The 24,184-nt window shown below is 74.0% G+C and carries 19 protein-coding genes; 11 read left to right on the top strand and 8 right to left on the bottom strand.

The features are described 5' to 3' along the window. Positions 1 to 123 precede the first annotated feature (123 nt). Both ACFQ6N_RS37145 and ACFQ6N_RS37140 read left to right on the top strand, forming a co-directional pair. Positions 124 to 495, top strand: coding sequence for a BlaI/MecI/CopY family transcriptional regulator (locus ACFQ6N_RS37145; RefSeq protein ID WP_380658527.1), 372 nt, complete (start codon positions 124 to 126; stop codon positions 493 to 495). Further along, positions 492 to 1,430 (top strand): M56 family metallopeptidase, encoded by a 939-nt coding sequence (locus ACFQ6N_RS37140; RefSeq protein ID WP_380658526.1) that lies wholly within the window; start codon positions 492 to 494, stop codon positions 1,428 to 1,430. Before ACFQ6N_RS37145 ends, ACFQ6N_RS37140 begins: the two co-directional genes overlap by 4 nt. A gap of 40 nt (positions 1,431 to 1,470) precedes the next feature. Here the strand turns inward: ACFQ6N_RS37140 and ACFQ6N_RS37135 are convergent, their stop codons facing one another. The 3 genes from ACFQ6N_RS37135 to ACFQ6N_RS37125 all read right to left on the bottom strand — a co-directional run bounded on the left by ACFQ6N_RS37135 (position 1,471) and on the right by ACFQ6N_RS37125 (position 5,226). After that, positions 1,471 to 2,490 carry an acetamidase/formamidase family protein gene (locus ACFQ6N_RS37135; RefSeq protein WP_380658525.1) on the bottom strand — a complete coding sequence of 340 codons (1,020 nt, stop codon included), beginning with the start codon at positions 2,488 to 2,490 and terminating at the stop codon, positions 1,471 to 1,473. Beyond that, positions 2,487 to 3,986: an APC family permease gene (locus ACFQ6N_RS37130; protein WP_380658524.1), complete on the bottom strand. Its 1,500-nt coding sequence runs from the start codon at positions 3,984 to 3,986 to the stop codon at positions 2,487 to 2,489. Before ACFQ6N_RS37130 ends, ACFQ6N_RS37135 begins: the two co-directional genes overlap by 4 nt. Before the next feature lie 157 nt (positions 3,987 to 4,143). After that, positions 4,144 to 5,226: an ABC transporter substrate-binding protein gene (locus tag ACFQ6N_RS37125; protein WP_380658523.1), complete on the bottom strand. Its 1,083-nt coding sequence runs from the start codon at positions 5,224 to 5,226 to the stop codon at positions 4,144 to 4,146. A 56-nt stretch (positions 5,227 to 5,282) separates the two neighbouring features. On the opposite strand from ACFQ6N_RS37125, the gene ACFQ6N_RS37120 reads away from it, so the two are divergent. Further along, positions 5,283 to 5,765 (top strand): MarR family winged helix-turn-helix transcriptional regulator, encoded by a 483-nt coding sequence (locus ACFQ6N_RS37120; protein WP_380658522.1) that lies wholly within the window; start codon positions 5,283 to 5,285, stop codon positions 5,763 to 5,765. A 141-nt stretch (positions 5,766 to 5,906) separates the two neighbouring features. Beyond that, positions 5,907 to 7,001, top strand: a complete 1,095-nt coding sequence (locus ACFQ6N_RS37115; protein ID WP_380658521.1) for a hypothetical protein — start codon at positions 5,907 to 5,909, stop codon at positions 6,999 to 7,001. Positions 7,002 to 7,128: 127 nt separating this feature from the next. Here the strand turns inward: ACFQ6N_RS37115 and ACFQ6N_RS37110 are convergent, their stop codons facing one another. After that, on the bottom strand, positions 7,129 to 8,223 hold the full coding sequence (locus ACFQ6N_RS37110) for an NlpC/P60 family protein (protein WP_380658520.1): 1,095 nt from the start codon (positions 8,221 to 8,223) through the stop codon (positions 7,129 to 7,131). 404 nt (positions 8,224 to 8,627) lie between these two features. Between ACFQ6N_RS37110 and ACFQ6N_RS37105 the strand changes: the two genes are divergently transcribed. Genes ACFQ6N_RS37105 through meaB form a run of 3 tightly spaced genes read left to right on the top strand, consistent with a single transcriptional unit; the run spans position 8,628 to position 13,742 of the window. Further along, positions 8,628 to 10,523, top strand: coding sequence for a methylmalonyl-CoA mutase family protein (locus ACFQ6N_RS37105; protein ID WP_380658519.1), 1,896 nt, complete (start codon positions 8,628 to 8,630; stop codon positions 10,521 to 10,523). Continuing rightward, entirely contained in the window at positions 10,520 to 12,736 is a 2,217-nt protein-coding gene (gene scpA, locus ACFQ6N_RS37100; RefSeq protein ID WP_380658518.1) for a methylmalonyl-CoA mutase, read from the top strand. Before ACFQ6N_RS37105 ends, scpA begins: the two co-directional genes overlap by 4 nt. A 13-nt stretch (positions 12,737 to 12,749) precedes the next feature. Beyond that, positions 12,750 to 13,742 carry a methylmalonyl Co-A mutase-associated GTPase MeaB gene (gene meaB, locus ACFQ6N_RS37095; protein WP_380658517.1) on the top strand — a complete coding sequence of 331 codons (993 nt, stop codon included), beginning with the start codon at positions 12,750 to 12,752 and terminating at the stop codon, positions 13,740 to 13,742. An 81-nt stretch (positions 13,743 to 13,823) separates the two neighbouring features. Here meaB and ACFQ6N_RS37090 read toward each other — a convergent pair whose 3' ends face one another. Further along, positions 13,824 to 14,426 carry a superoxide dismutase gene (locus ACFQ6N_RS37090; RefSeq protein ID WP_380658516.1) on the bottom strand — a complete coding sequence of 201 codons (603 nt, stop codon included), beginning with the start codon at positions 14,424 to 14,426 and terminating at the stop codon, positions 13,824 to 13,826. Between the two features lie 294 nt (positions 14,427 to 14,720). Between ACFQ6N_RS37090 and ACFQ6N_RS37085 the strand changes: the two genes are divergently transcribed. After that, positions 14,721 to 17,006, top strand: a complete 2,286-nt coding sequence (locus ACFQ6N_RS37085) for a M9 family metallopeptidase (protein ID WP_380658515.1) — start codon at positions 14,721 to 14,723, stop codon at positions 17,004 to 17,006. A gap of 157 nt (positions 17,007 to 17,163) precedes the next feature. On the opposite strand, the gene ACFQ6N_RS37080 is transcribed toward ACFQ6N_RS37085, so the two are convergent. From ACFQ6N_RS37080 to ACFQ6N_RS37070, 3 genes are all read right to left on the bottom strand, one after another. Then, positions 17,164 to 20,388: a type 2 lanthipeptide synthetase LanM family protein gene (locus tag ACFQ6N_RS37080; protein ID WP_380658514.1), complete on the bottom strand. Its 3,225-nt coding sequence runs from the start codon at positions 20,386 to 20,388 to the stop codon at positions 17,164 to 17,166. Between the two features lie 146 nt (positions 20,389 to 20,534). Then, positions 20,535 to 20,714, bottom strand: a complete 180-nt coding sequence (locus tag ACFQ6N_RS37075) for a hypothetical protein (RefSeq protein WP_380658513.1) — start codon at positions 20,712 to 20,714, stop codon at positions 20,535 to 20,537. Positions 20,715 to 20,934: 220 nt separating this feature from the next. Beyond that, the gene (locus ACFQ6N_RS37070; RefSeq protein WP_380658512.1) at positions 20,935 to 21,114 is read right to left on the bottom strand and encodes a hypothetical protein; all 180 of its coding nucleotides are present in this window, start codon (positions 21,112 to 21,114) and stop codon (positions 20,935 to 20,937) included. Positions 21,115 to 21,456: 342 nt separating this feature from the next. On the opposite strand from ACFQ6N_RS37070, the gene ACFQ6N_RS37065 reads away from it, so the two are divergent. From ACFQ6N_RS37065 to ACFQ6N_RS37055, 3 genes are all read left to right on the top strand, one after another. Then, positions 21,457 to 22,008: a histidine kinase gene (locus ACFQ6N_RS37065; protein ID WP_380658511.1), complete on the top strand. Its 552-nt coding sequence runs from the start codon at positions 21,457 to 21,459 to the stop codon at positions 22,006 to 22,008. A gap of 169 nt (positions 22,009 to 22,177) precedes the next feature. Beyond that, complete coding sequence (locus ACFQ6N_RS37060; protein WP_380658510.1) at positions 22,178 to 23,419, top strand: sensor histidine kinase; 1,242 nt, start codon at positions 22,178 to 22,180, stop codon at positions 23,417 to 23,419. Further along, complete coding sequence (locus ACFQ6N_RS37055) at positions 23,416 to 24,111, top strand: response regulator (protein WP_380658509.1); 696 nt, start codon at positions 23,416 to 23,418, stop codon at positions 24,109 to 24,111. Before ACFQ6N_RS37060 ends, ACFQ6N_RS37055 begins: the two co-directional genes overlap by 4 nt. Positions 24,112 to 24,184 lie beyond the last annotated feature (73 nt).

Genomic DNA, 24,184 nt, shown 5'->3' with positions numbered 1-24,184 from the left:
CCTCCCGCACCGGGGGGCGGGCGCCCGGCGCTCGCCGTACCATGGTCCGCGTTCCGGCGGGCCGAGGCCGCACGAGAGGGCCACGGCCGCCGGCGATCGGCTCGGCGAGGGAGAGAAAACAGCGTGCTACGGGGGTTCGGCGACCTGGAGGCCGAGATCATGGACCGGCTCTGGACCTGGGGCCGGCCGGCCACGGTGCGCGAGGTCGTGGACGACCTCCGGCGGCAGCGGGCGGTCGCGTACACCACCGTCACCACCGTCGCCGACATCCTGCACACCAAGGGCTGGCTGCGCCGCGACAAGGCCGGCCGCGCCTGGCTGTACGAGCCGACCTGCACCCGCGAGGAGTACACCGCCCGGCTGATGCACCAGGCGCTGGAGACCACCCCCGACCGGGCCGGCGCGCTGCTCCACTTCGTCGACGGGATCAGCGGGGACGAGGCGTCCGCCCTGCTCACCGCGCTCGCCCAGGTGAAGTCCCGGGACCAGGAGTGACCCTCGCCCTGCTGGGCCTCTACCTCGCGGTGACCGGCGTCCTGCTGCCCCGCCGACTGGCCGGCTCCGCCCGGCTCCAGGCCCGGCCCACGGCGGGCGCGGCACTCTGGCTCGCGCTGATGGCCTCGTTCACGGTGGCCCTGCTGCTCGCCGCGCACCACGCGGTGGAGCCCTTCGCCCACGAGCCGGCCGGACTGCTCGGCCTGCTCCCGCACGCCGAACCGGACGACTCCGTCCTCCCGCACACCCACGACTGGTGGCTGCTGGCCACCGCCGGGACGGTGGTCGCCGCCCTGGTGACCGCCGTCGGCGTCCGCACCGGCCGCGCCCGGCGGCAGCACCGGGCACTGCTGGACGTGGTCGCCGTACCGGACCGGCGCTGGGGCGCCCTGGTGCTGGAGCACGCCCACCCGACCGTCTACTGCCTGCCCGGGCGCCGCCCCCGGGTCGTGGTCTCCCGAGGGGCGCTGCGGCTGTTGGACGAGCGGCAGCTCGCCGCGGCCGTCGCCCACGAGCACGGGCACATCCGGGGCCGCCACCACCTGTTCCGGCTCCCGGCGGACACCTTCGCGCTGCTCCTCGGCCGACTGCCGCTGGCCCGGCTGGGGCGCTCGGAGGTGGCGCTGCTGCTGGAGATGGCGGCGGACGACGCGGCGCTGGCCCGGGTGTCCCGGGGCGAACTGGCCTCGGCGCTCTGCGCGATGGCGACCGCTCCGACGCCTGCGGACTCTGCGATCTCTGCGGACCCTGCGGCCCCGACGCCGCCGGCCGCGCCGGGCGACGGGACGCTCGGCGCGGCCTCCACCGGGGTGCTGGCCCGGGTCCGGCGGCTGGCCCGCACGGGCGGCGGCCGGCGGCGGCAACTCGCCTGGCGGCTCGGGGTGGTGGTGCTGCCGCTGCTGCCGTACCTGTTGGCCTGCGCGCCGCACCCGTAGCGGGCGCGGCGCGGCGGGTCGCTTGTGGCGGGAGCCGCGGCTAACGGTGCCGCAGGTACGCGGCGGCGGTCTCGCGCAGGCGGTCGTGCAGGCCGTCGTAGGCGCGGGCCCGGCCCAGCAGGCTCTTCGGCAGCTTGGCGACCATCGTGTAGTTGGTGTCGCAGACGTTCGCCGCCGGGGCCAGCCCGGCCTGGCTGACCAGCTGGTAGGCGTCGAGCTGGTCCAGGCCGAGCAGTTCGCCGGTCCAGCCGACCAGGTCGTGCTGGCTGATCCGGAACGCGTCCTCCAGCGGACGGGCCGAACCGGTGCTCATCAGGAAGCGGTCGTTCTCCAGCCGGGGCCAGGCCGGGCCGCCGCCCTTGACCAGGTCGACGACCACGGTGGTGCGCATGGCCGCCTCCACCGCCGTCCCGCAGACCTCGCCCTCGCCCTGGCGGGCGTGGCCGTCGCCGATGGCGAGCAGGCCGCCCGCCACGTTGACCCGGAAGTAGGCCGTGGTGCCGGCCCGCATCTCCGGGGTGTCCAGGTTGCCGCCGTGGGCGCCGGGGGTGATCGAGGCCAGGACCTCACCGCCCGCCGGGGCGACACCGACCGTGCCGTGCATCGGGTCGAGCGGGAGGTCCACCGTGAAGTCGCCGGTGCGGGCCCGGAACCGGCAGGTGCCCGCCGCGGTGTCCAGCTCGTAGATCCAGACCCGCTCCTCCAGCGGCGCGTGCAGCATCGCCGTGCTGTGCGTCGCGGTGAGCGCGCCGAAGTGCGGGAAGGTGCTGGAGATGCCGTGGTCCCGGGCCGGGGTGATCTCCGCGAAGTGCACCGCGAGGACGTCCCCGGGCTCGGCGCCGGCCACCGCGATCGGCCCGGTGACCGGGTTCAGGTAGGGGAAGACACACACCTGGCTGGGCAGGTCGCCGGTGCCGCGCACCTTGCCGCCGAAACAGTCCTCGGTGGTCAGCTCGACGACGGTGCCGGGCCGGACGGTGACGAGCGGGGCGCGGCCGCCGAAGGTGTAGGCGTAGTCCTCCGGGGCCGGGGTCAGCCGGATGGTCTCGGGCAGGCTCACTGGTGCTCCTTGGTGGTGGTGTTCGCGTCGGTGCCGGTTCCGCCGGGGGCTTCGGTGCCGGTTCCGGCGGGGGCTCCGGCTCCGGCTCCGGCGTCGGTTCCGCCGGGGGCTTCGGCGTCGGTGACGGCCAGTCGGGGCCTGCGGCCGGTCGCCATCAGGCCGGCCAGGACCACCCCGCCGACGAGCAGCCAGACGAAGCCGAGCCGCTGGGCCGCGATGTTGGCATTGACGACCACGTAGGCGAGGATCGCGAAGCCGATGGCCGGGGCGATCAGGTGGCGCCAGTAGTCCTTGCTGCGCTTGCGGACCAGGTAGTGGACGACCACGGCGACGTGCAGGACCAGGAAGGTGGTCAGCGCGCCGAAGTTGACCAGGGTGCTCAGCAGGGTGATGCCGTCGTCGCGCGAGGCCGTGTAGAGCCCGAGGACGAGCGAGATCCCGGCGGTCAGCAGGGTGGCGTTGACCGGCACCCGGCGGGTGGGATGGATCCGGGCCAGGAAGGCGGGCAGCTGGCGGTCGCGGGCCATCGCGTACAGCAGCCGCGAGGTGGCCGCCTGGGCGACCAGGGAGTTGGCGAAGCCCCAGGCCACGGCGGTGGAGGCGGCGGTCAGCGTGGCCAGCCAGCCCCCGGCGGCGGTGCGGGCGGCGTCGTAGAAGGCGGTGCCATCGGGATCGCCGTCCCGGATCAGCGCGCCCGGGTCGGCGACCAGGAGGGAGGCGACCCAGGTCTGCACGATGAACAGCGTGCCCGCCAGCAGCAGCGCGGCCACCATCGACCGGCCGATGGCCTTGGTCGAGTCCCGGTTCTCCTCCGACAGCGTGGAGATGCCGTCGAAGCCGAGGAAGCTGAGCACCGCGATCGACACCGCCCCGAAGGCCAGGCTCCACGAGAAGGTGTGCGGGTCGTACAGCGGGGTGAAGTCGAAGCCCCGGCCCTTGCCGTCGGCGAGGGCGATGACGCCGACCACCACGAACAGCGCCAGGACGACGAGTTCGCCGATCAGCATCGCCTTGTTGACCTTGGAGGTGGTCTCGATGCCCAGGTAGTTGACCGCGGTGTTGAGCAGCACGAAGCCGATCAGCCAGAGCCAGACCGGCACGGACGGCACCAGGGAGTTCATCGCCACCCCGGCGATCAGGTAGAGCAGCCCGGGGACCAGCACGTAGTCGAGCAGGATCATCCAGCCGGACAGGAAGCCGACCGGGGCGGCGATGCCGCGGCCCGCGTAGGTGTACACCGAGCCGGCCATCGGGAAGGCCCGCGACATCTGGGCGTAGGACAGGGCGGTGAACATCATCGCCACCATGCCGAGGACGTAGGCCAGGGCGACCATGCCGCCGGAGCCCTGGAAGACGCCGCCGAAGATGCCGAACGGTGCGATCGGCACCATGAACACCAGCCCGTAGACGAGCAGGTCGGTGAAGCCGAGCGAGCGGCGGAGCTCCTGTTGGTAGCCGTAGCTGTCGATGCCCTGGGGCGAGGGGGTGTCAGCCATGGTGCTCTCTCTCCGTGACGACCCTGTGGGGGGTGTGGGGAGACTGTAGAGGCAAGTATTTCCATATGGAAGGGTTTTGCCGGGGCGTTCCGCCAGACGGGCAGGGCAGCCGGGCAGGGCGGGGCCGACACCAGGCCGACACCAGGACGGCACCGCGTCAGGACAGCACCGCGAACCCGAGGCCCTCGGCCCGGGCAAGGTGGACCGGCCCGGGCCCGGCGCCCGTACGGTGCAGCAGCCGGCCCGCCGCCGCCACCAGGCCGTTCGGGGACAGGCCCCGCCGGGCGGCCAGGGCGGCGAGCAGGTGCAGGCCGTCGTACAGGCCCACGGCGTAGGCGTCCAGGACCGGCGCCCACGGCCCGCACAGCGAGCGGTGCCGCTCCGCGATGGCCTGCCGGCGCTCCTCGGCCAGCGTCGCGAAGGAGGGCATGGCGGCGTACAGCGTCCCGGTGTCGTCGCCGCCGAGCGCGAGCAGGCCGTTCTCCTCCAGGGCGCCGGACAGCCGCACCAGCGCGCGGTCCAGGCCGCTGCGCCGCAGGGCCCGGTTGAAGTGCACCAGGTCGCGCCCGATCAGGCTCAGCAGCAGGGCGTCGGCGCGGGCCGCCCGCAGTTCGTCCAGCAGCGGTTCGAGGAGCCCCTCGACCGCCCCGAGCGGGATCCGCCGCTCCAGCACCACCCGGGCACCGGCCCGGACGGCCAGCCCGGCGGCGGCCCGGTGGACGGAGCGCGGCCAGATGTAGTCGTTGCCGACCATCGCCCACCGGCGCAGTGCATGACGCTCAGTCAGTTCGGTCACCGCCGCGCCGAGTTGCCGCACCGGGTCGATGCCGGTACAAAGCACGCCGGGCAGCCGGGAGCCACCCTCGTGCGGCGGGGTGAAGACGTACGCGATCCGGCCCGCCGCGACGGCCTCGACCGCCCGGTGCACATCGCTGGTGTGGCAGCCCGCGAGCGCGTCCGGCACCCCGGCCTCCAGCAGCAGCCGCACCTCGGCGGCGACCCGCTCGGGCGTGCCGCCGCCGTCCACCAGCACCAGCTCCAGCGGCCGCCCGAGGACGCCGCCGCCCGCGTTGATCTCGTGCGCGGCGAGCAGGGCTCCGTCCAGCGCGGACGGTCCGGTCAGCCCCAGCGGCCCGGACTGCGGCACGACGAGGCCGACCCGGAACGCCGCGTCCTCCCGCTCCTCCCGCGCGGAGTGCAGCGCTTCGAGCGGATCGACCAGTCTGACCTCGAAGCTCACCAGTGCGAGTATGGTCGTGATGCCGACGTCGGGAAAGACCGGAAGGGCAGGACCAGATGGCCGCAGGCGGTGCCGCACCGGAGATCGACGGCCTGCTCCCCGATCCCGCCGAAGGCCCGGCCGCCCCCGGGCCGCTGCTGGTCGAGCTGGTCGCCCTGGCCCACCGCAGGCTCTCCACCGGCCTCGCCGCCGCCCTCGCCGAGGAGGACTGCACCGTCGACCAGTGGCGGGTGCTGCGCACCCTCGCGGACGACCGGGGCCACGCGATGGGCGAACTCGCCCAGGCGCTGCTGATCCCACAGGCGAGCCTGAGCCGGCTGGTGGACTCGCTGGCCGACTCCGGCTGGGTCTACCGGCGCCAGGACGACCAGGACCGCCGCCGGATCACCGCCCACCTCTCCCGCCGGGGCCGGGCCCGGCTCACCCGGCTCGACGCCCTGGCCGCCGCCCACGACGACGCCGTCCGCCGGGCCTGCGGCCTCACCGACCCGGCCCTGGCGCTGGCGCGCCTGGCCGACCTCCGGGCGCTCGACCGCTGACACCCGGCACGACCGCCGCGCGCCCTGCACGACCGCCGCGCGCCCGTGGAAGATTCGTCCGCTGACTGTCCATCAGAAGTTCGCGGCGGTCCGCTAGCCTGCCCCTCGCCATCTCAAGTCGCAGATGAACAAGGGGAATTGATGCCCACCGACCAGCGCACGAAGACCCTTCTCCGGGCCACCGCGCTCGCCGCCACCGCCCTCCTGCTCACCGGGACCGCGGCCCGGGCGGCGGCCCCGGTCTCCGGCACACCGGCCGTGATCACCGTCGGCTCCGGCCAGGCGCTGCCGTCCGTCAGCCCGGACGGCGCCACGGCCTACGTCGTCGCGACGCAGTCCGACGGCACCCTGGCCGCCGAGGCCGTCGACACCCGGTCCGGGCAGGTCACCGGCACGGCCCCGCTCGGCGCCGTCCAGGGCTACCTGTACTCGGCCCTCAGCGGCGACGGCAGCCGCCTCTACGTGGTCGACGGGCTCCGGCTGAGCGTGCTGGACACCGCCGGGCCGACGGTGCTCGCGACCGTCGCGCTCCCCGACCAGCCGCGCCCGGCGGGCTGGTCCCAGGGCATCCCCACCGCCGTGGTGGTCAGCCCGGACGGCGCGTACGTGTACGTCGTCCAGCAGGGGCCGAGTGCCTGGCGGCAGGCCGGACAGGCCCGGGTCCTCGCCTTCGCCACGGCGCAGCGGCAGTTCACCTCCTCGCTGTCGCTGCCCGCCCAGTCCTCCGCCACCGCCGCGATCCGCCCCGACGGCCGGAACCTCTACGTCGCGGGCGGCTCCGGGGTGTACCACCTGAGCACGGCCGGCGGCACGCTCGGCCTGGTCGGCACCGTCGCCGGGACCAATACCGGCGGCGACTCCGCGATCGCGTTCGGCAGGGACGGCCGTCAGCTGCTCGCGGTCAGCCCGGAGGGCGGCGGCACGGCCGACCTGATCGACACCGGCACCGACACCGTCAGCCGTCACCTCGCCTTCCCGCAGGTGAACCCCGGCTACCCGCCCCGGCTCAGCGCGGACGGCAGCCGCTTCTACCTGATCCAGAACGGCGGCCCGGACAGCGGCTACGCAGCCGTCGTCTCGGTGGACGCCGTCACCGGCGCCCCCTACCCGGCCGAGACCGTCGTCGCACAGGAGGGCGAGGGCCTCACCGGCCTGGCCGTCGGCCCGGACGGCCACACCCTGTACCTCGGCGGCACCAGCGGCACCGACGCCGAACTGGAGATCGCCGGCATCTGACCCGGGGCCACCACCCCGGCCGGGCCCGGCGCCACGCGAGGGGCGGCACGCGGGCCGGGAGGGCCGTAGGCCGGGAACGCACGGGCCCGCTCCCGTCGGACGGGAGCGGGCCTGCGCGCGGCCGGGGTCAGGCCGGGCGGACGGCGCCCTTGTAGGGCATCACCGAGATCGGCAGCACCTCGATGTTCTTGCCGGTGCGCGGCGCGTGGATCATCTTGCCGTCGCCGATGTACAGGCCGACGTGGTGCAGGTCGTCGTAGAAGAAGACCAGGTCGCCGGGCTGGAGGTTGGCGCGGTCGACGTGCGGGCCGAAGTTCCACTGGTCCTGGGACATCCGGGGGATCGTGACGCCCGCCGACCGGTAGGCCATGCTGGTGAGGCCGGAGCAGTCGAAGGTCGCGGGGCCGGTCTTGCCCCAGCCGTACGGCTTGCCGAGCTGGGCCTGGGCGAACGCGATGACACTGGCGGCCCGGCCGCTCGCGGGCGCCGCCGGGGCGTTCAGGTCCTGGCGCTCGGCGCCGCGGGAGGCCCGGTCGGCGGCGGACGAGGCGGCGGCCGCGGCGGCCTGCTTGGCCTCGGCCTTGGCCTTCTCGGCGGACTGCTGGGCGTTGATCTTGGCCCGGTCCTCGGCGCTGAGCTTGTTGAGCATCTCCTGGGCCTTGGAGAGCTTGCCCTGGATGTCGTTCTTCTGCTCCGTCAGCTGCTTGCCGACCGAGTCGAGCGCGGCGAGGGTCGCGGTGGCCTCGGCGCGGTCCTGGTCGAGCTTGCGCTGCTCGTCCTGGGCCTGCTTGAGCAGGCTCGCCTGGGAGTCGGCGACCTGGTTCTGCACCGCCGCGCGCTCCAGGTAGCCGGCCGGGTCGGAGTCGAGCATCAGCTGGACCGAGGCGTCGATGCCGTTGGTCCGGTACTGGTCGGCGGCCACGGCTCCGAGCCGGGTGCGCAGCTCGTTCATGGTCTCCTGACCGCGGACGACCTTCTCCTGGATCTGGTTGGCGTCGCTCTGGAGCTTCTGCTGCTTGGCCTGGAAGCCGTTGTAGCGCTCGATCGCCTGCTCGGCCTCCTCGTTGAGCGTGTCCACCTGCTCCTTGACGGAGGCGAGGGTCGGCGCGGGCTCGGCGTGGGCGGTGCCGGAGGCGAGGACCGCGCCACCGGCGGCCATGGCCGTGGTGAGGACCGCCATGCGGGCCCGGCTCGGGGGGCTGGGCTTGCGACGCTTTCCCATGGGCGGTCGGCGCTCCTTCGGGGGAATCCGCGGAATCCGGGGACGGCTTCGCGGGGGGCCGGGACGGGTGAAAGCGGGCAGGACGGACAACGGGGGGATGCCGCCCCGCCCACCTTCTTCGAAGTAACTTAATAGATGAGTGGTGGGGTTCCGCAATCCCCCTGATCATGGCTGTACGGGGCCATGACGGGACATCGATCGCGTTCCGCCCCATCGGTGTTGACTACGGGCGCCGGACCGGCCCCGGTTCAGCCGGCGCCGCCTCGTGGCACCCCGTGCCGTACCAGGTGCGACCGGTCGCGGCACTCCGTGCCGTACGGGGTGCCGAGAACAGGCCAAATCGAGGGAAAGGTCACACGCGCCGCCCCTCCTGCGGCTATGCGAACGGGCGCTAACCTGCGGGCATGAAGGTCCCGCCCGAAAGGCTTCCCCTCGCCGCCGAGTTCCCGGCCGTACACCGTGAGCAGTGGCAGCAGCTCGTCCAGGGCGTGCTGCGCAAGTCCGGTGCCCAGCCCGAGGACGGCGCCGCCGCCGAGCAGGCACTCACCACCAGGCTCCAGGACGGGCTCGAAGCACGCCCGCTCTACACCGCCGAGGACACCGCGGTCGACCCCGGGTACCCGGGCTTCCCGCCGTTCGTCCGCGGCGGTCGGCCGCAGGGCCCGGCCGTCGCCGGGTGGGACGTACGGCAGCGGCACGCCGACCCGGACCGCCGGCGCGCCAACGAGGCGGTCCTGGCGGACCTGGAGCACGGCGTCGGCTCGCTCTGGCTGGAACTCGGTGGCGCGGGCCTGCCGGTGGACGCCCTGCCCGAGGCACTGACCGGGGTGTACCTGGACCTGGCCGCCGTGGCACTCGACGCCGGACCCGAATTCACCGCCGCGGCCGAGCAGTTGTTCGCACTGTACGAGCAGCGCGAGGTCTCCCCCGCCGCCGCGGCCGGCAACCTCGGCGCCGACCCGCTCGGCCTCCAGGCCCGCACCGGCGACACCGCCCGCACCGACACGCTGCTCACCGAGGCCGCCGCGCTGGCCGCCCGCTGCGCCGCCGGCCACCCGAACCTGCGGGCGCTGACCGTCGACGCCCTGCCGTACCACGAGGCCGGCGCCTCGCCCGCCCAGGAACTGGGCTGCTCGCTCGCCACCGGCGTCGCCTACCTGCGCGCGCTCACCGCCGCCGGGCTGTCCGTGGACGCGGCGCTCGGCCAGCTGGAGTTCCGCTACGCGGCCGACGCCGACCAGTTCCTGACGATCGCCAAGTTCCGTGCCGCGCGCCGCCTCTGGGCCCGCGTCGCGCAGGCGTCCGGGGCGTCCGCCGAGGCGTCGGCCCAGCGCCAGCACGCCGTCACCTCCCGGGTGATGATGACCGCCCGCGACCCGTGGGTGAACATGCTGCGCACCACCATCGCCTGCCTGGCCGCCGGCGTCGGCGGCGCGGACGCCGTCACCGTGCTGCCCTTCGACAGCGCCCTCGGCCTGCCGGACGCCTTCGCCCGCCGGATCGCCCGCAACACCCAGTCGGTCCTGCTGGAGGAGTCGCACCTGGCCCGGGTGATCGACCCGGCCGGCGGCTCCTGGTACGTCGAGCAGCTGGGCGAGGAACTGGCCCGGGCCGCCTGGGCCTGGTTCCAGGAGATCGAGCGGGCCGGCGGCCAGCAGGCCGCCCTCGGCTCCGGACTGGTCGGCGAGCGGATCGCCGCGACCTGGGCCGAGCGGTCGGTCCGGCTCGCCAAGCGGCGCGAACCGGTCACCGGCGTCAGCGAGTTCCCGCACCTGGACGAGCAGCCGCTGCTCCGCGAACCCGCCCCGGCCGGGCCCGCCGGCGGCCTGCCGCGGGTGCGCCGCGCCGAGGCCTTCGAGACGCTGCGGGACCGCTCGGACGCCGTCCTCGCGGCCACCGGCGCTCGGCCGGGGCTGTTCCTCGCCTCCATCGGCACCGCCTCCGCGCACACCGCGCGCACCACCTTCGCGGCCAACCTGTTCCAGGCCGGCGGGATCGCCACGACCGCCCTGGAGTCCGTCGACCCGGCGGCGTTCGCCGAGGCGTTCGTCGCCTCCGGCGCGAGCGTCGCCTGCCTCTGCTCCAGCGACGCCCTGTACGGCGAGCACGCCGCACCGGTCGCCGAAGCCCTCAGGGCGGCCGGAGCCCGACGGGTGCTGCTGGCCGGCCGGCTCGGCGAAGTACCCGCCGGAGTGGACGAGTTCATCCACGCGGGCGGGGACGCGGTCGCCGTCCTCGGCTCCCTGCTGGACCAGATCACCGGCGCGAGCGGCGCCGACGAGAACGAGGTGGCGCGATGATCCCCGACTTCACCGGAATCGGGCTGGACGCCTCCGACGACGGCCGCCCCGCCGCCGGCGCCACCGACGAGCAGTGGCGCACCGCCTGGCGGCAGTCCACCGGCAAGGACGTCGACGAGCTGGTCTGGGACACCCCCGAGGGCATCGCCGTCAAGCCGCTGTACACGGCCGACGACCTGGCCGGGCTGGACTTCCTGGACACCTACCCGGGCGTCGCCCCGTACCTGCGCGGGCCGTACCCGACCATGTACGTCAACCAGCCGTGGACCGTCCGCCAGTACGCGGGCTTCTCCACCGCCGAGGAGTCCAACGCCTTCTACCGCCGCAACCTCGCCGCCGGCCAGAAGGGCCTCTCGGTCGCCTTCGACCTGCCGACCCACCGCGGCTACGACAGCGACCACCCGCGCGTCACCGGCGACGTCGGCATGGCGGGCGTGGCGATCGACTCGATCTACGACATGCGCCAGCTCTTCGACGGCATCCCGCTGGACCGGATGTCGGTGTCGATGACCATGAACGGCGCGGTGCTGCCCGTCCTGGCGCTGTACATCGTCGCCGCCGAGGAGCAGGGGGTGCCGCCCGAGAAGCTGGCGGGGACCATCCAGAACGACATCCTCAAGGAGTTCATGGTCCGCAACACCTACATCTACCCGCCGCAGCCGTCGATGCGGATCATCTCGGACATCTTCGCGTACACCTCGCAGAAGATGCCCCGGTACAACTCGATCTCCATCTCCGGCTACCACATCCAGGAGGCCGGGGCCACCGCCGACCTGGAGCTCGCCTACACCCTGGCCGACGGCGTCGAGTACCTGCGCGCGGGCCTGGAGGTGGGGCTGGACGTCGACGCCTTCGCGCCGCGGCTGTCGTTCTTCTGGGCGATCGGCATGAACTTCTTCATGGAGGTCGCCAAGCTGCGCGCCGCCCGGCTGCTCTGGGCGAAGCTGGTCAAGCAGTTCGACCCGAAGAACCCCAAGTCGCTTTCGCTGCGCACCCATTCGCAGACCTCCGGCTGGTCGCTCACCGCACAGGACGTGTTCAACAACGTCACCCGCACCTGCGTGGAGGCGATGGCCGCCACCCAGGGCCACACCCAGTCGCTGCACACCAACGCCCTCGACGAGGCGCTCGCCCTGCCCACCGACTTCTCCGCGCGCATCGCCCGCAACACCCAGCTGCTGCTCCAGCAGGAGTCGGGCACCTGCCGGGTCATCGACCCGTGGGGCGGCTCGGCCTACGTCGAGAAGCTCACCAACGACCTGGCCGCCCGCGCCTGGCAGCACATCCAGGAGGTCGAGGCCGCCGGCGGCATGGCCAAGGCCATCGACGCCGGCATCCCCAAGATGCGCGTCGAGGAGGCCGCCGCCCGCACCCAGGCCCGCATCGACTCCGGCCGCCAGCCGGTGATCGGCGTCAACAAGTACCGGGTGGAGAGCGACGAGCAGATCGACGTGCTCAAGGTCGACAACTCCGCCGTGCGCGCCCGGCAGGTCGAGAAGCTGCGCCGCCTGCGCGAGGAGCGCGACGAGGCCGCCTGCCAGGACGCCCTGCGCGCGCTCACCCGGTCCGCCGAGGCCGGCCCGCAGCGCGGCGGCTCGCTGGACGGCAACCTGCTGCACCTGGCCGTCGACGCGGCCCGCGCCAAGGCCACCGTCGGCGAGATCTCGGACGCCCTGGAGAAGGTCTACGGCCGCCACTCCGGCCAGATCCGTACCATCTCCGGTGTGTACCGAGACGAAGCGGGCCCGTCGGCCTCCCTCCAGCGCACCCGCGACCTGGTCGAGCGGTTCGAGCGGGCCGAGGGCCGCCGGCCGCGCATCCTGGTCGCCAAGATGGGCCAGGACGGCCACGACCGCGGCCAGAAGGTCATCGCCACCGCCTTCGCCGACCTCGGCTTCACCGTGGACGTCGGCCCGCTGTTCCAGACGCCGGCCGAGGTCGCCCGCCAGGCCGTCGAGGCGGACGTGCACATCGTCGGCGTCTCCTCGCTGGCCGCCGGCCACCTCACCCTGGTGCCCGCGCTGCGCGCCGAACTCGCCGCGGCCGGCCGCGAGGACATCACCATCGTGGTCGGCGGGGTCATCCCCCCGCAGGACTTCGAGGCGCTCTACCAGGCGGGCGCGGCGGCGGTGTTCGGCCCGGGCACGGTCATCCCGGAGGCCGCGCACGACCTGCTGACGGCCCTGGCCGCCGACCTCGGCCACGAGCTGTGAGCAGCTGATCCCGATGCCACCGAGGACGATCGACCTCGACAGCTACACGACGGGTGTCCTGGACGGCTCGCGCGCCTGGATCGCGCGCGCCGTCACCCTCGTCGAGTCCTCCCGGCCCGACCACCGCGTGCTCGCGCAGCAGTTGCTCCGGCGGCTGCTGCCGCACGCGGGCGGCGCGGTCCGGGTGGGCATCACCGGGGTGCCCGGAGTCGGCAAGTCGACCTTCATCGACTCCTTCGGCACCATGCTGACCGGCCTGGGCCACCGGGTCGCGGTCCTCGCCGTCGACCCGACCTCCAGCCTGACCGGCGGATCCATCCTGGGCGACAAGACCCGGATGGAACGCCTCGCCGTCGACCCGGCCGCCTTCGTCCGCCCCTCCCCCACCTCGGGCACCCTGGGCGGGGTCGCCAAGGCCACCCGCGAGTCGATGGTGGTGATGGAGGCGGCCGGCTACGACGTCGTGCTGATCGAGACGGTGGGTGTCGGCCAGTCGGAGACGGCCGTCGCCGGGATGGTCGACACCTTCCTGCTGCTCAGCCTGGCGCGGACCGGGGACCAGCTCCAGGGCATCAAGAAGGGCGTCCTGGAACTGGCGGACGTCATCGCCGTCAACAAGGCGGACGGCCCGCACGAGCGCGACGCCAAGGCGGCGGCCCGTGAACTCGCGGGCGCCCTGCGACTGCTGCAGCCACCGGACGCCGCCTGGACGCCGCCCGTGCTGACCTGCAGCGGACTGGACGGCGCGGGGCTGGACGTCCTGTGGGAGCGCCTCCAGCAGCACCGCAAGGTCCTGGACGCCACCGGCGCGCTGGCCGCCAAGCGCCGCGACCAGCAGGTGGACTGGACCTGGGCCATGGTCCACGACCAGCTCTACGCCCGGCTGCACGAGCACCCCGAGGTGCGGCGGCTCGGCCCGGAGCTGGAGTCTCTGGTCCGCTCCGGATCGCTGCCGGCCGGCCTGGCGGCCCAGCAGATCCTGGAGGCCTTCTTCGGCTCGGGCTGAGACGTGCGTTTCGCCGCCCGGCAAGGGGCAGGCCCCGGACCGCCCGACCGGTCCGGGGCCTGCCGTGTCACCTGACGTGGATCAGGCGTTCTTGGCGTCCGCGAAGCGGGCCTGGACGTCCTGCCAGTTGACGACGTCCCACAGGCGGGTGACGTAGTCGGGGCGGACGTTGCGGTACTGCAGGTAGTAGGCGTGCTCCCAGGCGTCGAAGGCGAGCAGCGGGGTGGTGCCCTGGCCGACGTTGCCGTGGTGGTCGTACACCTGCTCGACGATCAGGCGCTTGCCCAGCGGCTCCCAGGAGAGGATGCCCCAGCCGGAGCCCTGGACGCCGGTGGTGGCGGTGGTGAGCTGCTTCTTGAACGCCTCGAAGCCGCCGAAGTGCTCGGTGATGGCGTCGGCCAGCTCGCCGTCGGGGCGGTCGCCGCCCTCGGGGGAGAGGTTCTGCCAGAACAGCGAGTGCAGCACGTGGCCGGACAGGTGGAAGGCGAAGGTCTTCTGGAGGCCGACCAGGCCGCCGAACTGCTCCTTGTCGCGGGCCTCGGCCAGCTGGTCGAGGGTGTCGTTGGCGCCCTTGACGTAAGCGGCGTGGTGCTTGGAGTGGTGCAGCTCCAGGATCTCGGCCGACATCGCCCGCTCCAGCGCGGAGTAGTCGTACGGCAGGTCGGGAAGCGAGTAGGTGCCCATCAGGACACGGCCCCTTTCGGCTGGTTGAACGGTGCTGATCGTGCCGGGACAACACTATTGCGTATGAGTTGCAGGAACGAACAAGGGGCTCCTGCTTATTCCGCATGTCACACGGGGCGTCCGGGGCGGGTGATCACGGGCACCTGACAACGTTTCGGTTTCGGCGGGCGGCGAATCCGTTCCCGGGGCTTCCCTCGGCGTCAACCTGTGTGCCATTTTACATGTCACACAGCAAGGCCCGTGCGCCCCCGACACCGCACACCCCCACCCTCAACAGCCCCGGAGGCCCCACCCATGCGTCCCTTCCGGATATCGAAGGCGAACGCGCGCAGACTCCCTGCGCTCGGCGCCGCCTTCTTCATCGCCCTCGGACTCTTCGCACCGCAGGCCCAGGCGGCCCCCACCTCCACCCCGCAGGCCAAGTCGCCGGCTCCCGCCGCCAAGTCGGCCGCGCCCCGGGCGATCCCCGTCCCCAAGTCCCCGGACACCCCCAAGGACGACCGCCCGCTCGCCTCGGACCCCCAGGCCAAGCCCACCGCCCCGACGGCGGGCAGCACCGTCGGCGCCGCCAAGCCCTCGGAGCGGACGGCGAAGCAGTTCTCCGCCGCCGCCAACGCCTGCGACGTCTCCGCCTTCACCGGCAACACCGGCGCCGCGCTGGTGCAGCAGGTCAAGTCGGCCGGACTGGACTGCATCAACACGCTGTACCAGCTCACCGGGAACGACGCCAAGGCCGCCTTCAACGAGGCGCAGATGGCCACCGTCGCCAACGCCCTGCGCGACGTCTCCGCCACCTACCCCGGCGACAACTCCACCTCGGCCGGCCAGCTGGTGGTCTTCCTGCGCGCCGGCTACTACGTCCAGTGGTACAACCCGGACGTCGTCGGCGCCTACGGCACCACGCTCCAGACCGCGATCCGCGGCGCGCTCGACGCCTTCTACGCGGCGCCGCACAGCAAGGACGCCACCGACGCCAACGGCGCCACCCTCTCCGAGGCCGTCACCCTGATCGACAGCGCCCAGGAGAACGCCCGCTACACCGGCGTCGTCAAGCGGCTGCTGAACGACTACAACGGCACCTGGCCGGCCTCGATGGCCGGCGCCGTCGCCAACACCGAGACCGTCATCTCGCGCGGCTTCGACCTGCCGGCCTTCACCTCCGCCCTCCAGGCCGACCCCTCGTTCGCCACCACGATGGCGTCCTTCGTCACCCGCAACAGCGCCCAGCTCAACGGCGGCGACCTCGTCACCAAGATCGGCATCCAGCTCGGCAACTACGTCGCCAACGACGCGCTGCGCGCCCAGGGCCGCCCGCTCGTCAAGGACCTGATCAACCGCTACCCGCTGGTCGGCAACACCGGTCCGCTCACCATGAACCTGCTCTGGTTCACCGAGAAGAAGGACGCCGGCAACTGCTCCTTCTACGGCACCTGTGACGTGCCCGCCAAGCTCGTCCCGCTGGTCCTCAAGACCGACCACACCTGCAACGCCAACCTGCGCATCCGCTCCCAGAGCATGACCGCGCAGCAGTTCGCCGACACCTGCACCAGCCTGGTCAACCAGGACGCGTTCTTCCACAAGGTGGTCAAGGACAACGGCCCGGTCGCGAACGACAACAACACCAGCCTGGAGGTCGTCGTCTTCGACGACTACTACAACTACAGCCTGTACGCCTGGGAGATGTACAAGATCGAGGTCGACAACGGCGGCATGTACGAGGAGGGCAACCCGGCCACCGTCGGCAACCAGGCCCGCTTCATCGCCCACCAGGCCGACTGGCTGCGCCCGAGCTTCCAGATCTGGAACCTCAACCACGAGTACACCCACTACCTCGACGGCCGCTACGACATGTACGGCGACTTCGACGCCGGCATGACCACCCCGACCATCTGGTGGGTCGAGGGCCTCGCCGAGTACGTCTCGTACAGCTACCGGGGCGTCCACTACGACGCGGCCGTCGCCCAGGCCGGCAAGGGCACCTACACGCTGAGCACCCTGTTCGACAGCACCTACGACAACTCGGACTCCACCCGGGTCTACAACTGGGGCTACCTGGCCGTCCGTTACATGCTCCAGTCGCACCCGCAGGACATGGACGCGCTGCTCGCCAAGTACCGGGCCGGCGACTGGGCCGGTGCCCGCACCCTGCTCAAGACCACCATCGGCACCTCGTACGACGCCGACTTCGCCACCTGGCTGAAGGCCTGCGCCGCCGACAACTGCGGCACCCTGCCCACCTCGCAGGCGCCGCTGTGCAAGATCGCCGACACCCGCCAGTTCGACAAGAACTGCCGCCGCGACGGCGTGGCCGCCACCACCGGCAACTACAGCTACAGCTTCCTGTACCTGCCCGCCGGCGTGCAGCAGCTGACCATCACCACCAGTGGCGGCACCGGCAACGCCGACCTCTACTACAACGGCGGCGCCTGGGCCACCACCGGCTCGTACAAGGCCAAGTCCACCAACAGCGGCAACGGCGAGACCCTCACCATCGCCAACCCGCCGGCCGGCTGGGTCTACTTCAGCCTCTTCGGCCAGCAGGACTTCAGCGGCGTCACCGTCACCACCACGTACAACTGAGCACCACCGCACACCGGGTGAGCACCGCCGGGCGCCACTGAGCACCACCGCGCACGGGTCGGCACCACCGCGTCCGGGTGGGAAGCACCGCACGCACGAGAAGGGCCCCGCACCCCTGCGGGGCCCTTCCCCGTTTCCGCGTCACGCCATCACGCCGTCACGCCCGAGCGGGCGGGTGCAGGGCGAGCAGCGAGGGGACCCGGTCGGGGGCGGCGAGGCGGAGCAGGCCGTGGCCGATGCCCGCCAGGCCGACCATCAGCGAGGGGCTGTGGACGCCGTGCGGGAGGCCGCAGACCCAGCCCCGGGCGTCGAGCCCGTCCAGCGTGGCGCGGACCTGGGCCTGCCAGGGGGCGCCGGCCAACCGGAGCGGTTCGAGGTTGCCGAGGTCGCCGTGGCAGAGGGAGAAGTTGAGGCCGAAGCCCTCACGGCGCACCGTGTCGAGCGCGGTGTCCCGTTCCTTCCGCAGCAACTCGCCGCCGTCCGCGTCCGGCAGGAGTCCGGCGAGCTCGACCCGGGCGAGGGCGATGCCGGAGGCGCCGTGGCACCAGAGGACGGGGAACGACGGGGCGTCCGGCCCGCCGTCCTCGCGGACGTCGCGCCAGTTGGCGGCGGCCGGGTCGAACAGGGTGCGCTCGTAGTCGAGGGCCGCGAGGGCGAGCCGGGGCAGCCGGGAGTCCCCGAGGCGCCGGCCCGCGCGGGCCAGCGCCCAGGCGATGCCGGAGCCGCCGTGGGCGAAGCCGGCCGGCGGCCGGCCCGCGCTGTCGGCAAGGGAGGCGGGGAGCCAGCCGACGCCGCCCTCGGGGTGCGGCGCGGCCGCCCCGGCGAGGCGCTCGGCGCAGGCGACCAGGGCGGCGGTGACGGCCGGGCCCGGCCGGACGGCCTCCCAGGCGAGCAGACCGCCGATCGTGCCGGCGTTGCCCGAAAGGATGTCGTGGAAGGCGTCCTCGGGCGCGGTGGCGACGGCCCGGTCGACCAACAGACCGGCCAGGGAGTCGAGTTCGGCGTCGGGGTGGTGGGCGGCGAGCTGGGCCAGGGCGTAGAGCAGGCCGCCGGTCCCGGCGAGCCCGCCGCCGAGCCGGTCGGCCCGTCGGCGGATCTGCCGGCGGAGCGTCACCTCCGCCGCCCGGGCCGCCTCGCCGTACGAGCGGTCGCCGGTGACGACGGCGAGCTGGTGCAGGAAGAGGGTGATGCCGGCCGTGCCGCTGTACAGGTCCGGGCCGAGCTCGGCCGGGGCCCAGCGGCCGGGCGGAGTCCAGTTGGGGCCGGCCCAGGCGAGGTCGGCGCTGCCCCGGTAGGCCTCGCGGAGCAGGTCCTCGCCGGCCTCGACGGCCTTGGCGAGCGCGCGGTCGGCGAGCCCGTCCGCCGTCCCGGCCGGTGCGTCGCGTGCCTCGGTGGTGGCCGGGCGGCGGGGTTCGCGGACTCCGTCGGCGGTCGTCATCGACAGTCGCAGGAGCTGGAGTTGGCGCGCCAGGTCCGCTTCGCCGAGGCCGTCCGCCTTGGCGAGGGCGAGGTCGAGGGCGGGCCGCTCGGCGACACCGGGGATGACGGCGCCGGTGGCGGAGCGGGCGTCGACGCCGTCCGGGCGGATGGTGAAGACGGGGACGTCGCCGCGCCACAGGTCGGCGCGCTCGTGCTCGACGAAGGCGAGTGCGTGCTCCTCCCAGGCGGCGAGCGCCCAGAGCCGGTCGAGGTGGCGGTCCTGGTCGAGAGCGTCGCGGAGCAGGTCGGGGTGGCAGGCGGTGTTGAGCAGGCTGCGGTACTCGAAGGTGTCCCGGCGCAGCATCCGGGTCTCGTCGGCGGCGAACGCGCGGAGCAGGGTGCGGAGTTGCTCCTTGTCGGCGGCGAGCAGCCGGTAGGTCCCGGTGAACCCGTCCTCCAGCGCGCCGAGGTGGTCGGCCGGTCGCAGCGGCTGTCCGTCGGGGACCGGCCGGCTGCCGGGCGCCGCGACGGGCAACCGGCGGTACTCCAGCCGGAGTTCGTCGGTGCCCTGGCCGACCAGGACGGGTGCGGGCCGGGGCGGGAGGCCGGCCGGGTCCCAGCCGAGGGCGGAGAGGTCGGTGCCGCCGTTGCCCTCGTCCCACATGCGTTCGGGGAGCAGGCCCGAGCGCAGGACCGAGTGCCGGGCCTGGTGGCGGGCGAGGCGCTCGGATTCGGAGAGGTCCTTGGCGGGCTCGTGCAGATCGGGGTGGAGGAGCGCCTCCAGGTCGATGAGCACCGGCTGGTCGCGGACGGCGATCAGGTTCTGGGCGTGGCAGTCGACCGCGTCGAGGACGTACATCAGCGCCGCGAGGCTGCCCGCCCGGTGGTAGAAGGCGTCCAGTTCACCGGCGTCGCGGGCGGGTTCGGCGGTGAGGTGGGCGACCCAGCCGTAGCCGTCGCCGGCCAGGTGGGCGAGGTCCAGCAGGGGCAGCCGGAGCCTGGGATTGAGCCACCGCAGCAGCTGCTGGAAGTGGGTCTCGGCGCCGAGCGGACGCGGCTTGTAGACGATCCGGACGCCGTGCTCGAAGCGCAGCGAGCTGACCGTGGCACCGCCCCGGTGCGGGTCGCCGAGGCCGGTGGCGAGCTCGGTGAGGCGGCCGAGCGGGCGGCCGTCGGCGAAGCGCGCGCAGAGGGCGGGCAGGTCGGCGGCGAGGCGGGAGAGCAGGGTGAGGGTGGTGTCCGTCCACTGGTCGGCGACGGTGGCGAGGCGCAGCGCCAGGACCGGGTACTCGGCGAGGAGGCGCAGGGCCCGCTCGGGCCGGGTGAGCCGGTGCAGGAAGCCCTGGTAGCGCAGTTCGGGGGTGTCGCCGGTCAACTCCCCGCTGAGGCGGGCGACATGGAGTTCGGTGATGACGGTCCGGGTGGCCGTCCCGTGGGCGGCGCCGGTCAGCGCGGGGAGGGCGAGCGCGGCCAGGCCTTCGGGAGTGCCGAGGGCGGGGGCGTCCAGGGCCGCGATCCCGGCGCACAGGCGGTCGCGGGCGTCGGCGAGCAGCGGGGCGACGAGCCGGGCGAAGGCGTGCTCCTCGGGGACGTCCAGGGTGGCCTCGCGGCGGAACGCGGCGGCGAGGCGCTCGGCCCAGGGCTGCGCCGGGAGCCGGTCCGCGAGCGCGTCCGGGTGCTCGGCGAGGAGGGCGCGCAGGGCCTCCGGGTCGAGGCCGTCGGCGGCGAGGCGGCGTTCGAACCAGTCGTCCCGGTCGAACGGCGCCTGGGCGCGCCAGCGTTCCAGCTTCCGGGCGGCACGCTCGGCGGCCTCCCTGGCGGCAGCCTGGTCGGGGGCGTCCTGGTCGGGGGCTTCGTTCCCGGGGGTTTCTTCTCCGGGAGCGCCGCCGGACAGGGCCCGGCCTCGGGCGGGCAGCGGGACGGCTCGGGCGGCAGCCCGCAGGAGTTCGGACGCATCGGCCACGGGGTGGTGCTGCCTCTCTGTCTGCTCGGCGCCGTTCACGGGCTCGGCGCTTTCTCAGATGTTCGACGGTGTTCGCGGGCCCGGCGCCGTGCTCGCGACGCGGCCGGGAGGCGCCGCCCGCCGGTGGCACCTCCCGGGAGGGCGGCTCACTGGCTGCACATGCGCCAGCAACTCGACGGGTACTCACAGGTGTTGAGCTGGACGGCAGCGGTGACGTAGAGCTCGCTCGCCGGGTCTCCGGCCGGGTGGGGCCGCCTGGCGGGGTCGAGGGTGAGCCGGTAGTCCTCGTCCTTGAGTGCGCGGAGCTGGTCGGCGACGGGCGGCATGGTGCCTCCTCCAGGGATGGGGTCCGGCGACGGTCGCGCCGTTGTCAGGATCCTGTCAGCACCGCTTCGGGCGCACCAGAGCCGTGCGGGGCCCGGTACCTTTTCCGGCCACGATCGAACTTCGCTCGTCGGCCCCAGAGGCCGGAACAAGCCGGAACAGGCCGGAGCGAGCCGGCGCGGCTCCCGGTGGTGCGACCGGGAACCACGCCGACCCCGGGGGTCAGAAGCTGCAGACGTGCCCGCAGCTCGACCAGCCGCCACAGGTGCCGGCCTGCACCGCGGCGGTCATGTAGAGCTCGTCGGACAGCTCCCCTGCCGGGTGGACCTGGCGGCCCTGGCCGAGGGTGAGCCGGAAGTCCTCGTCCTTGAGCGCGCGAACCTGCTCTGCCGTGGGCTGCATGGTGCCTCCTCCAAGCGGGTCGGATCCGGCACGGATGTGCCGCGTCGGGGATCCTGACAGCGGCCCACCCGCCACACCAGAGATGTGCACGCCACGGTCGAGAATTCGGCCAGGATCGAAATAGTGCACGCCCGGCACGCCCTCCCCCGTTCCCCCAGGCCACCCACTCCGCCGTCGCGCGGCCCGGCCCCGCGACCCCCCGGACAGCTGTCCGAAAGAGGGACGGTTGCGGCGCGGTGGACCGCGGCCGAGGTTTGAACGCACCGCTCCTGTGGCAGCGCCCTGCACCGAGGGTCACGATGGAAGCCCGGCCACCGCCGGGCCCGGCCCGAACGGAGTGCGATGAGCGAGCAGCACAACCTCGTCCTGCTGACCTTCACCGACGCCACCGGCTGGCTGCCGGCCTTCGACGAGGCGCAGCGGCTGCCCGGACTGCGGATGGCCGCCGCGCTGGAGCGCGGCACCGACGGGGTGCTGGCGGTCAAGGACACCTTCACCCGGGGCGCGGGCGTGGCCACCGTCGGCTCGGGCCTGCTGGGCGGGCTGGTCGGACTGCTCGGCGGACCGGTCGGCGTCCTGCTCGGCTTCGCGGCCGGCGCGGCGCTCGGCAACGCGGCGGAGGAGCACCTGGCGACGGAGAGCGGCGCCGCCCTGATCGTGCTCTCCGTCCGGGTGCCGAACGGCGGCGCGCTGCTCGCCCTGGAGATGCGGGAGTCCTCGCCCGGGCCGGCCGACGAACTGGCCGCCCGGCACGGGGCGGCGGTCGAGCGGATCGACGCGCACACCTTCACCGAGCAGGTCAGGGCGGCGGAGCGGAAGGCCGAGGCCGCGCAGACCGAGGGGCAGGAGGCCGGGACGCCGGACGCCGAGGGGCACAAGCCCCAGGAGCCGTAGGGGGCTTGGCGTCGGCCCTGGCCCTCAGCGTCCGCCGTCCGCCGTACCGTCCGTACCCCGCCCGGCGGACCCGGCGCGGCGTCATCCCCGCGGCGTAGTCGCCCGGTGTACCGGAGCACCGCCGTCCGCGGGGCTGTCCCCGACGGCACCCGCCCCCCACAATGTCCCGGTGATCAACCACCCGACGGTACAACGGCTGCGCGCGGCGCTCCGCCCGCCCGACGGCCCGGGCGCCGCTCCGCCGCCCCTGCCGACCCGGCGCGGCCAGGCCTTCGACCTGGCGCTGGCCCTCTTCCTCGCCTTCACCAGCGGGCGCTACGCGACCATCGTGAACGGCCCGGACCCGACGCCCTGGTCCTGGCTGCTGCTGGTCGTGCCGCTCGTCCCGCTGCCGCTGGTCCTGCGCCGCCGCTACCCGCTGGCGGTGCTGTGGGCGGTACTGGCGGGCGCCCTGCTGGTGCGGCACCGGTCCGGGGACATCGCGTACTCGGCGGGCGTGGCGGTGATCGTCGCCGCGTACAGCGCCGCCGCCTACGGGCGCCGGCCCAGGGCCGTCCTGCTCGGCCTGCCCGCCGCGGCCGCCGCGCTGGTGGTGCTGTTCTCCGAGGCCAAGCTGCCGCACTTCCCCAACGGGGTGATCGCCCTCCTGGTCCTGGTGCCGGTGTTCGCGGCCGCCTACGAGCTGCGGATGTGGCGCCGCCGGGTGGAGGAGGGCCGGGAGCGGCTGTCCGCCCTGGAGCGCGGGCAGCTGCTCTCGCTGCGCCGCGCGGTGGAGCTCGAACGTGCGCGCATCGCACGGGAGTTGCACGATGTCGTCACCCACAACGTGAGCATGATGACGATCCAGGCCGGCGCCGCCCGCAAGATCCTGGACACCTCCCCGGACCGGGCCCGCGAGGCGATGGCCGCGGTGGAGTCCGGCGGGCGGGCCGCGATGACCGAACTGCGGCACGTCATGGGCCTGTTGACGATCGAATCGGGGGCCGGCGACGACCCGGCCGCCGACGCCGGCCTCAGCCCGCAGCCGGGCCTGGACCGCCTGGACGCCCTGGTCGAGGGCGTCCGACGGGCCGGCCTGCCCGTCGGACTGGCCGTCCGGGGCGAGCACCGGGCCGTCCCGCCCGGGGTCGGACTGGCCGCCTACCGGGTCGTCCAGGAGGCGCTCACCAACACCGTCAAGCACGCGGGCGGCGCCGAGGCCGCGGTGACCGTGGAGTACGCCCCCGGGCAGCTGCGGGTGGAGGTCACCGACACCGGCGGCCGCCCCACCGGCGCCGCCGCCACCGGCGACGGACGCGGCCTGCTCGGCCTGCGCGAACGCCTCGCCGTCTACGGCGGCACCCTGGAGACCGGCTCCCGGCCGCACGGCGGCTACCGCGTCACGGCCCTGATCCCCCTGGAGAGTTCATGAGCACGCAGCAGCCCCTGCGGGTGGTGGTCGCCGACGACCAGGCCCTGGTGCGCACCGGGTTCCGGCTGATCCTGGAGTCGGAGGGGATCGAGGTGGTCGCCGAGGCGGAGGACGGCGAGCAGGCCGTCTCCGCCGTCCGCCGCACCAGGCCGGACGTCGTCCTGATGGACATCCGGATGCCCGTCCTGGACGGACTGGAGGCCACCCGCAGGATCCTCGGCGACCCGGCCGCCGACCGGCCGTCCCGGATCATCATGCTGACCACCTTCGACCTCGACCACTACGTGTACGCCGCGATGGCCGCCGGGGCGAGCGGCTTCCTGCTCAAGGACGTCACCCCGGAGCACCTGGCCGCCGCCGTCCGGCTCGTCCGCACCGGGGACGCGCTGCTGGCACCCGCCATCACCCGCCGCCTGGTCGAGCGCTTCGCCCGCCCGGACGCCCCGACGGCCGCCGCGCCGCACCGCGAGCTGGGCACCCTCACCCCGCGCGAACTGGAGGTGATGGCACTGCTCGCGCGCGGCCTCAGCAACGCCGAACTCGCCGCCCGGCTCCAGCTGTCCGAGGCGACGGTGAAGACCCACGTGGCCCGGATCCTCGGCAAGCTGGGCCTGCGGGACCGGGCCCAGGTGGTGGTCGCGGCGTACGAGACGGGGCTGGTCGCCGTGGGAGCCGCGCCCGAGGCGCCGTGACGACGGCCGGGAGCCCGGGGCGTCGACGCCCCGGGCTCCCGGCCTCACCGGCGGGTGAGGGTCAGACCAGGTC

Source organism: Kitasatospora sp. NPDC056446 (assembly GCF_042796115.1).
Taxonomy (GTDB): Bacteria; Actinomycetota; Actinomycetes; order Streptomycetales; family Streptomycetaceae; genus Kitasatospora.
This window is presented reverse-complemented; position numbering and strand designations above follow the sequence as displayed.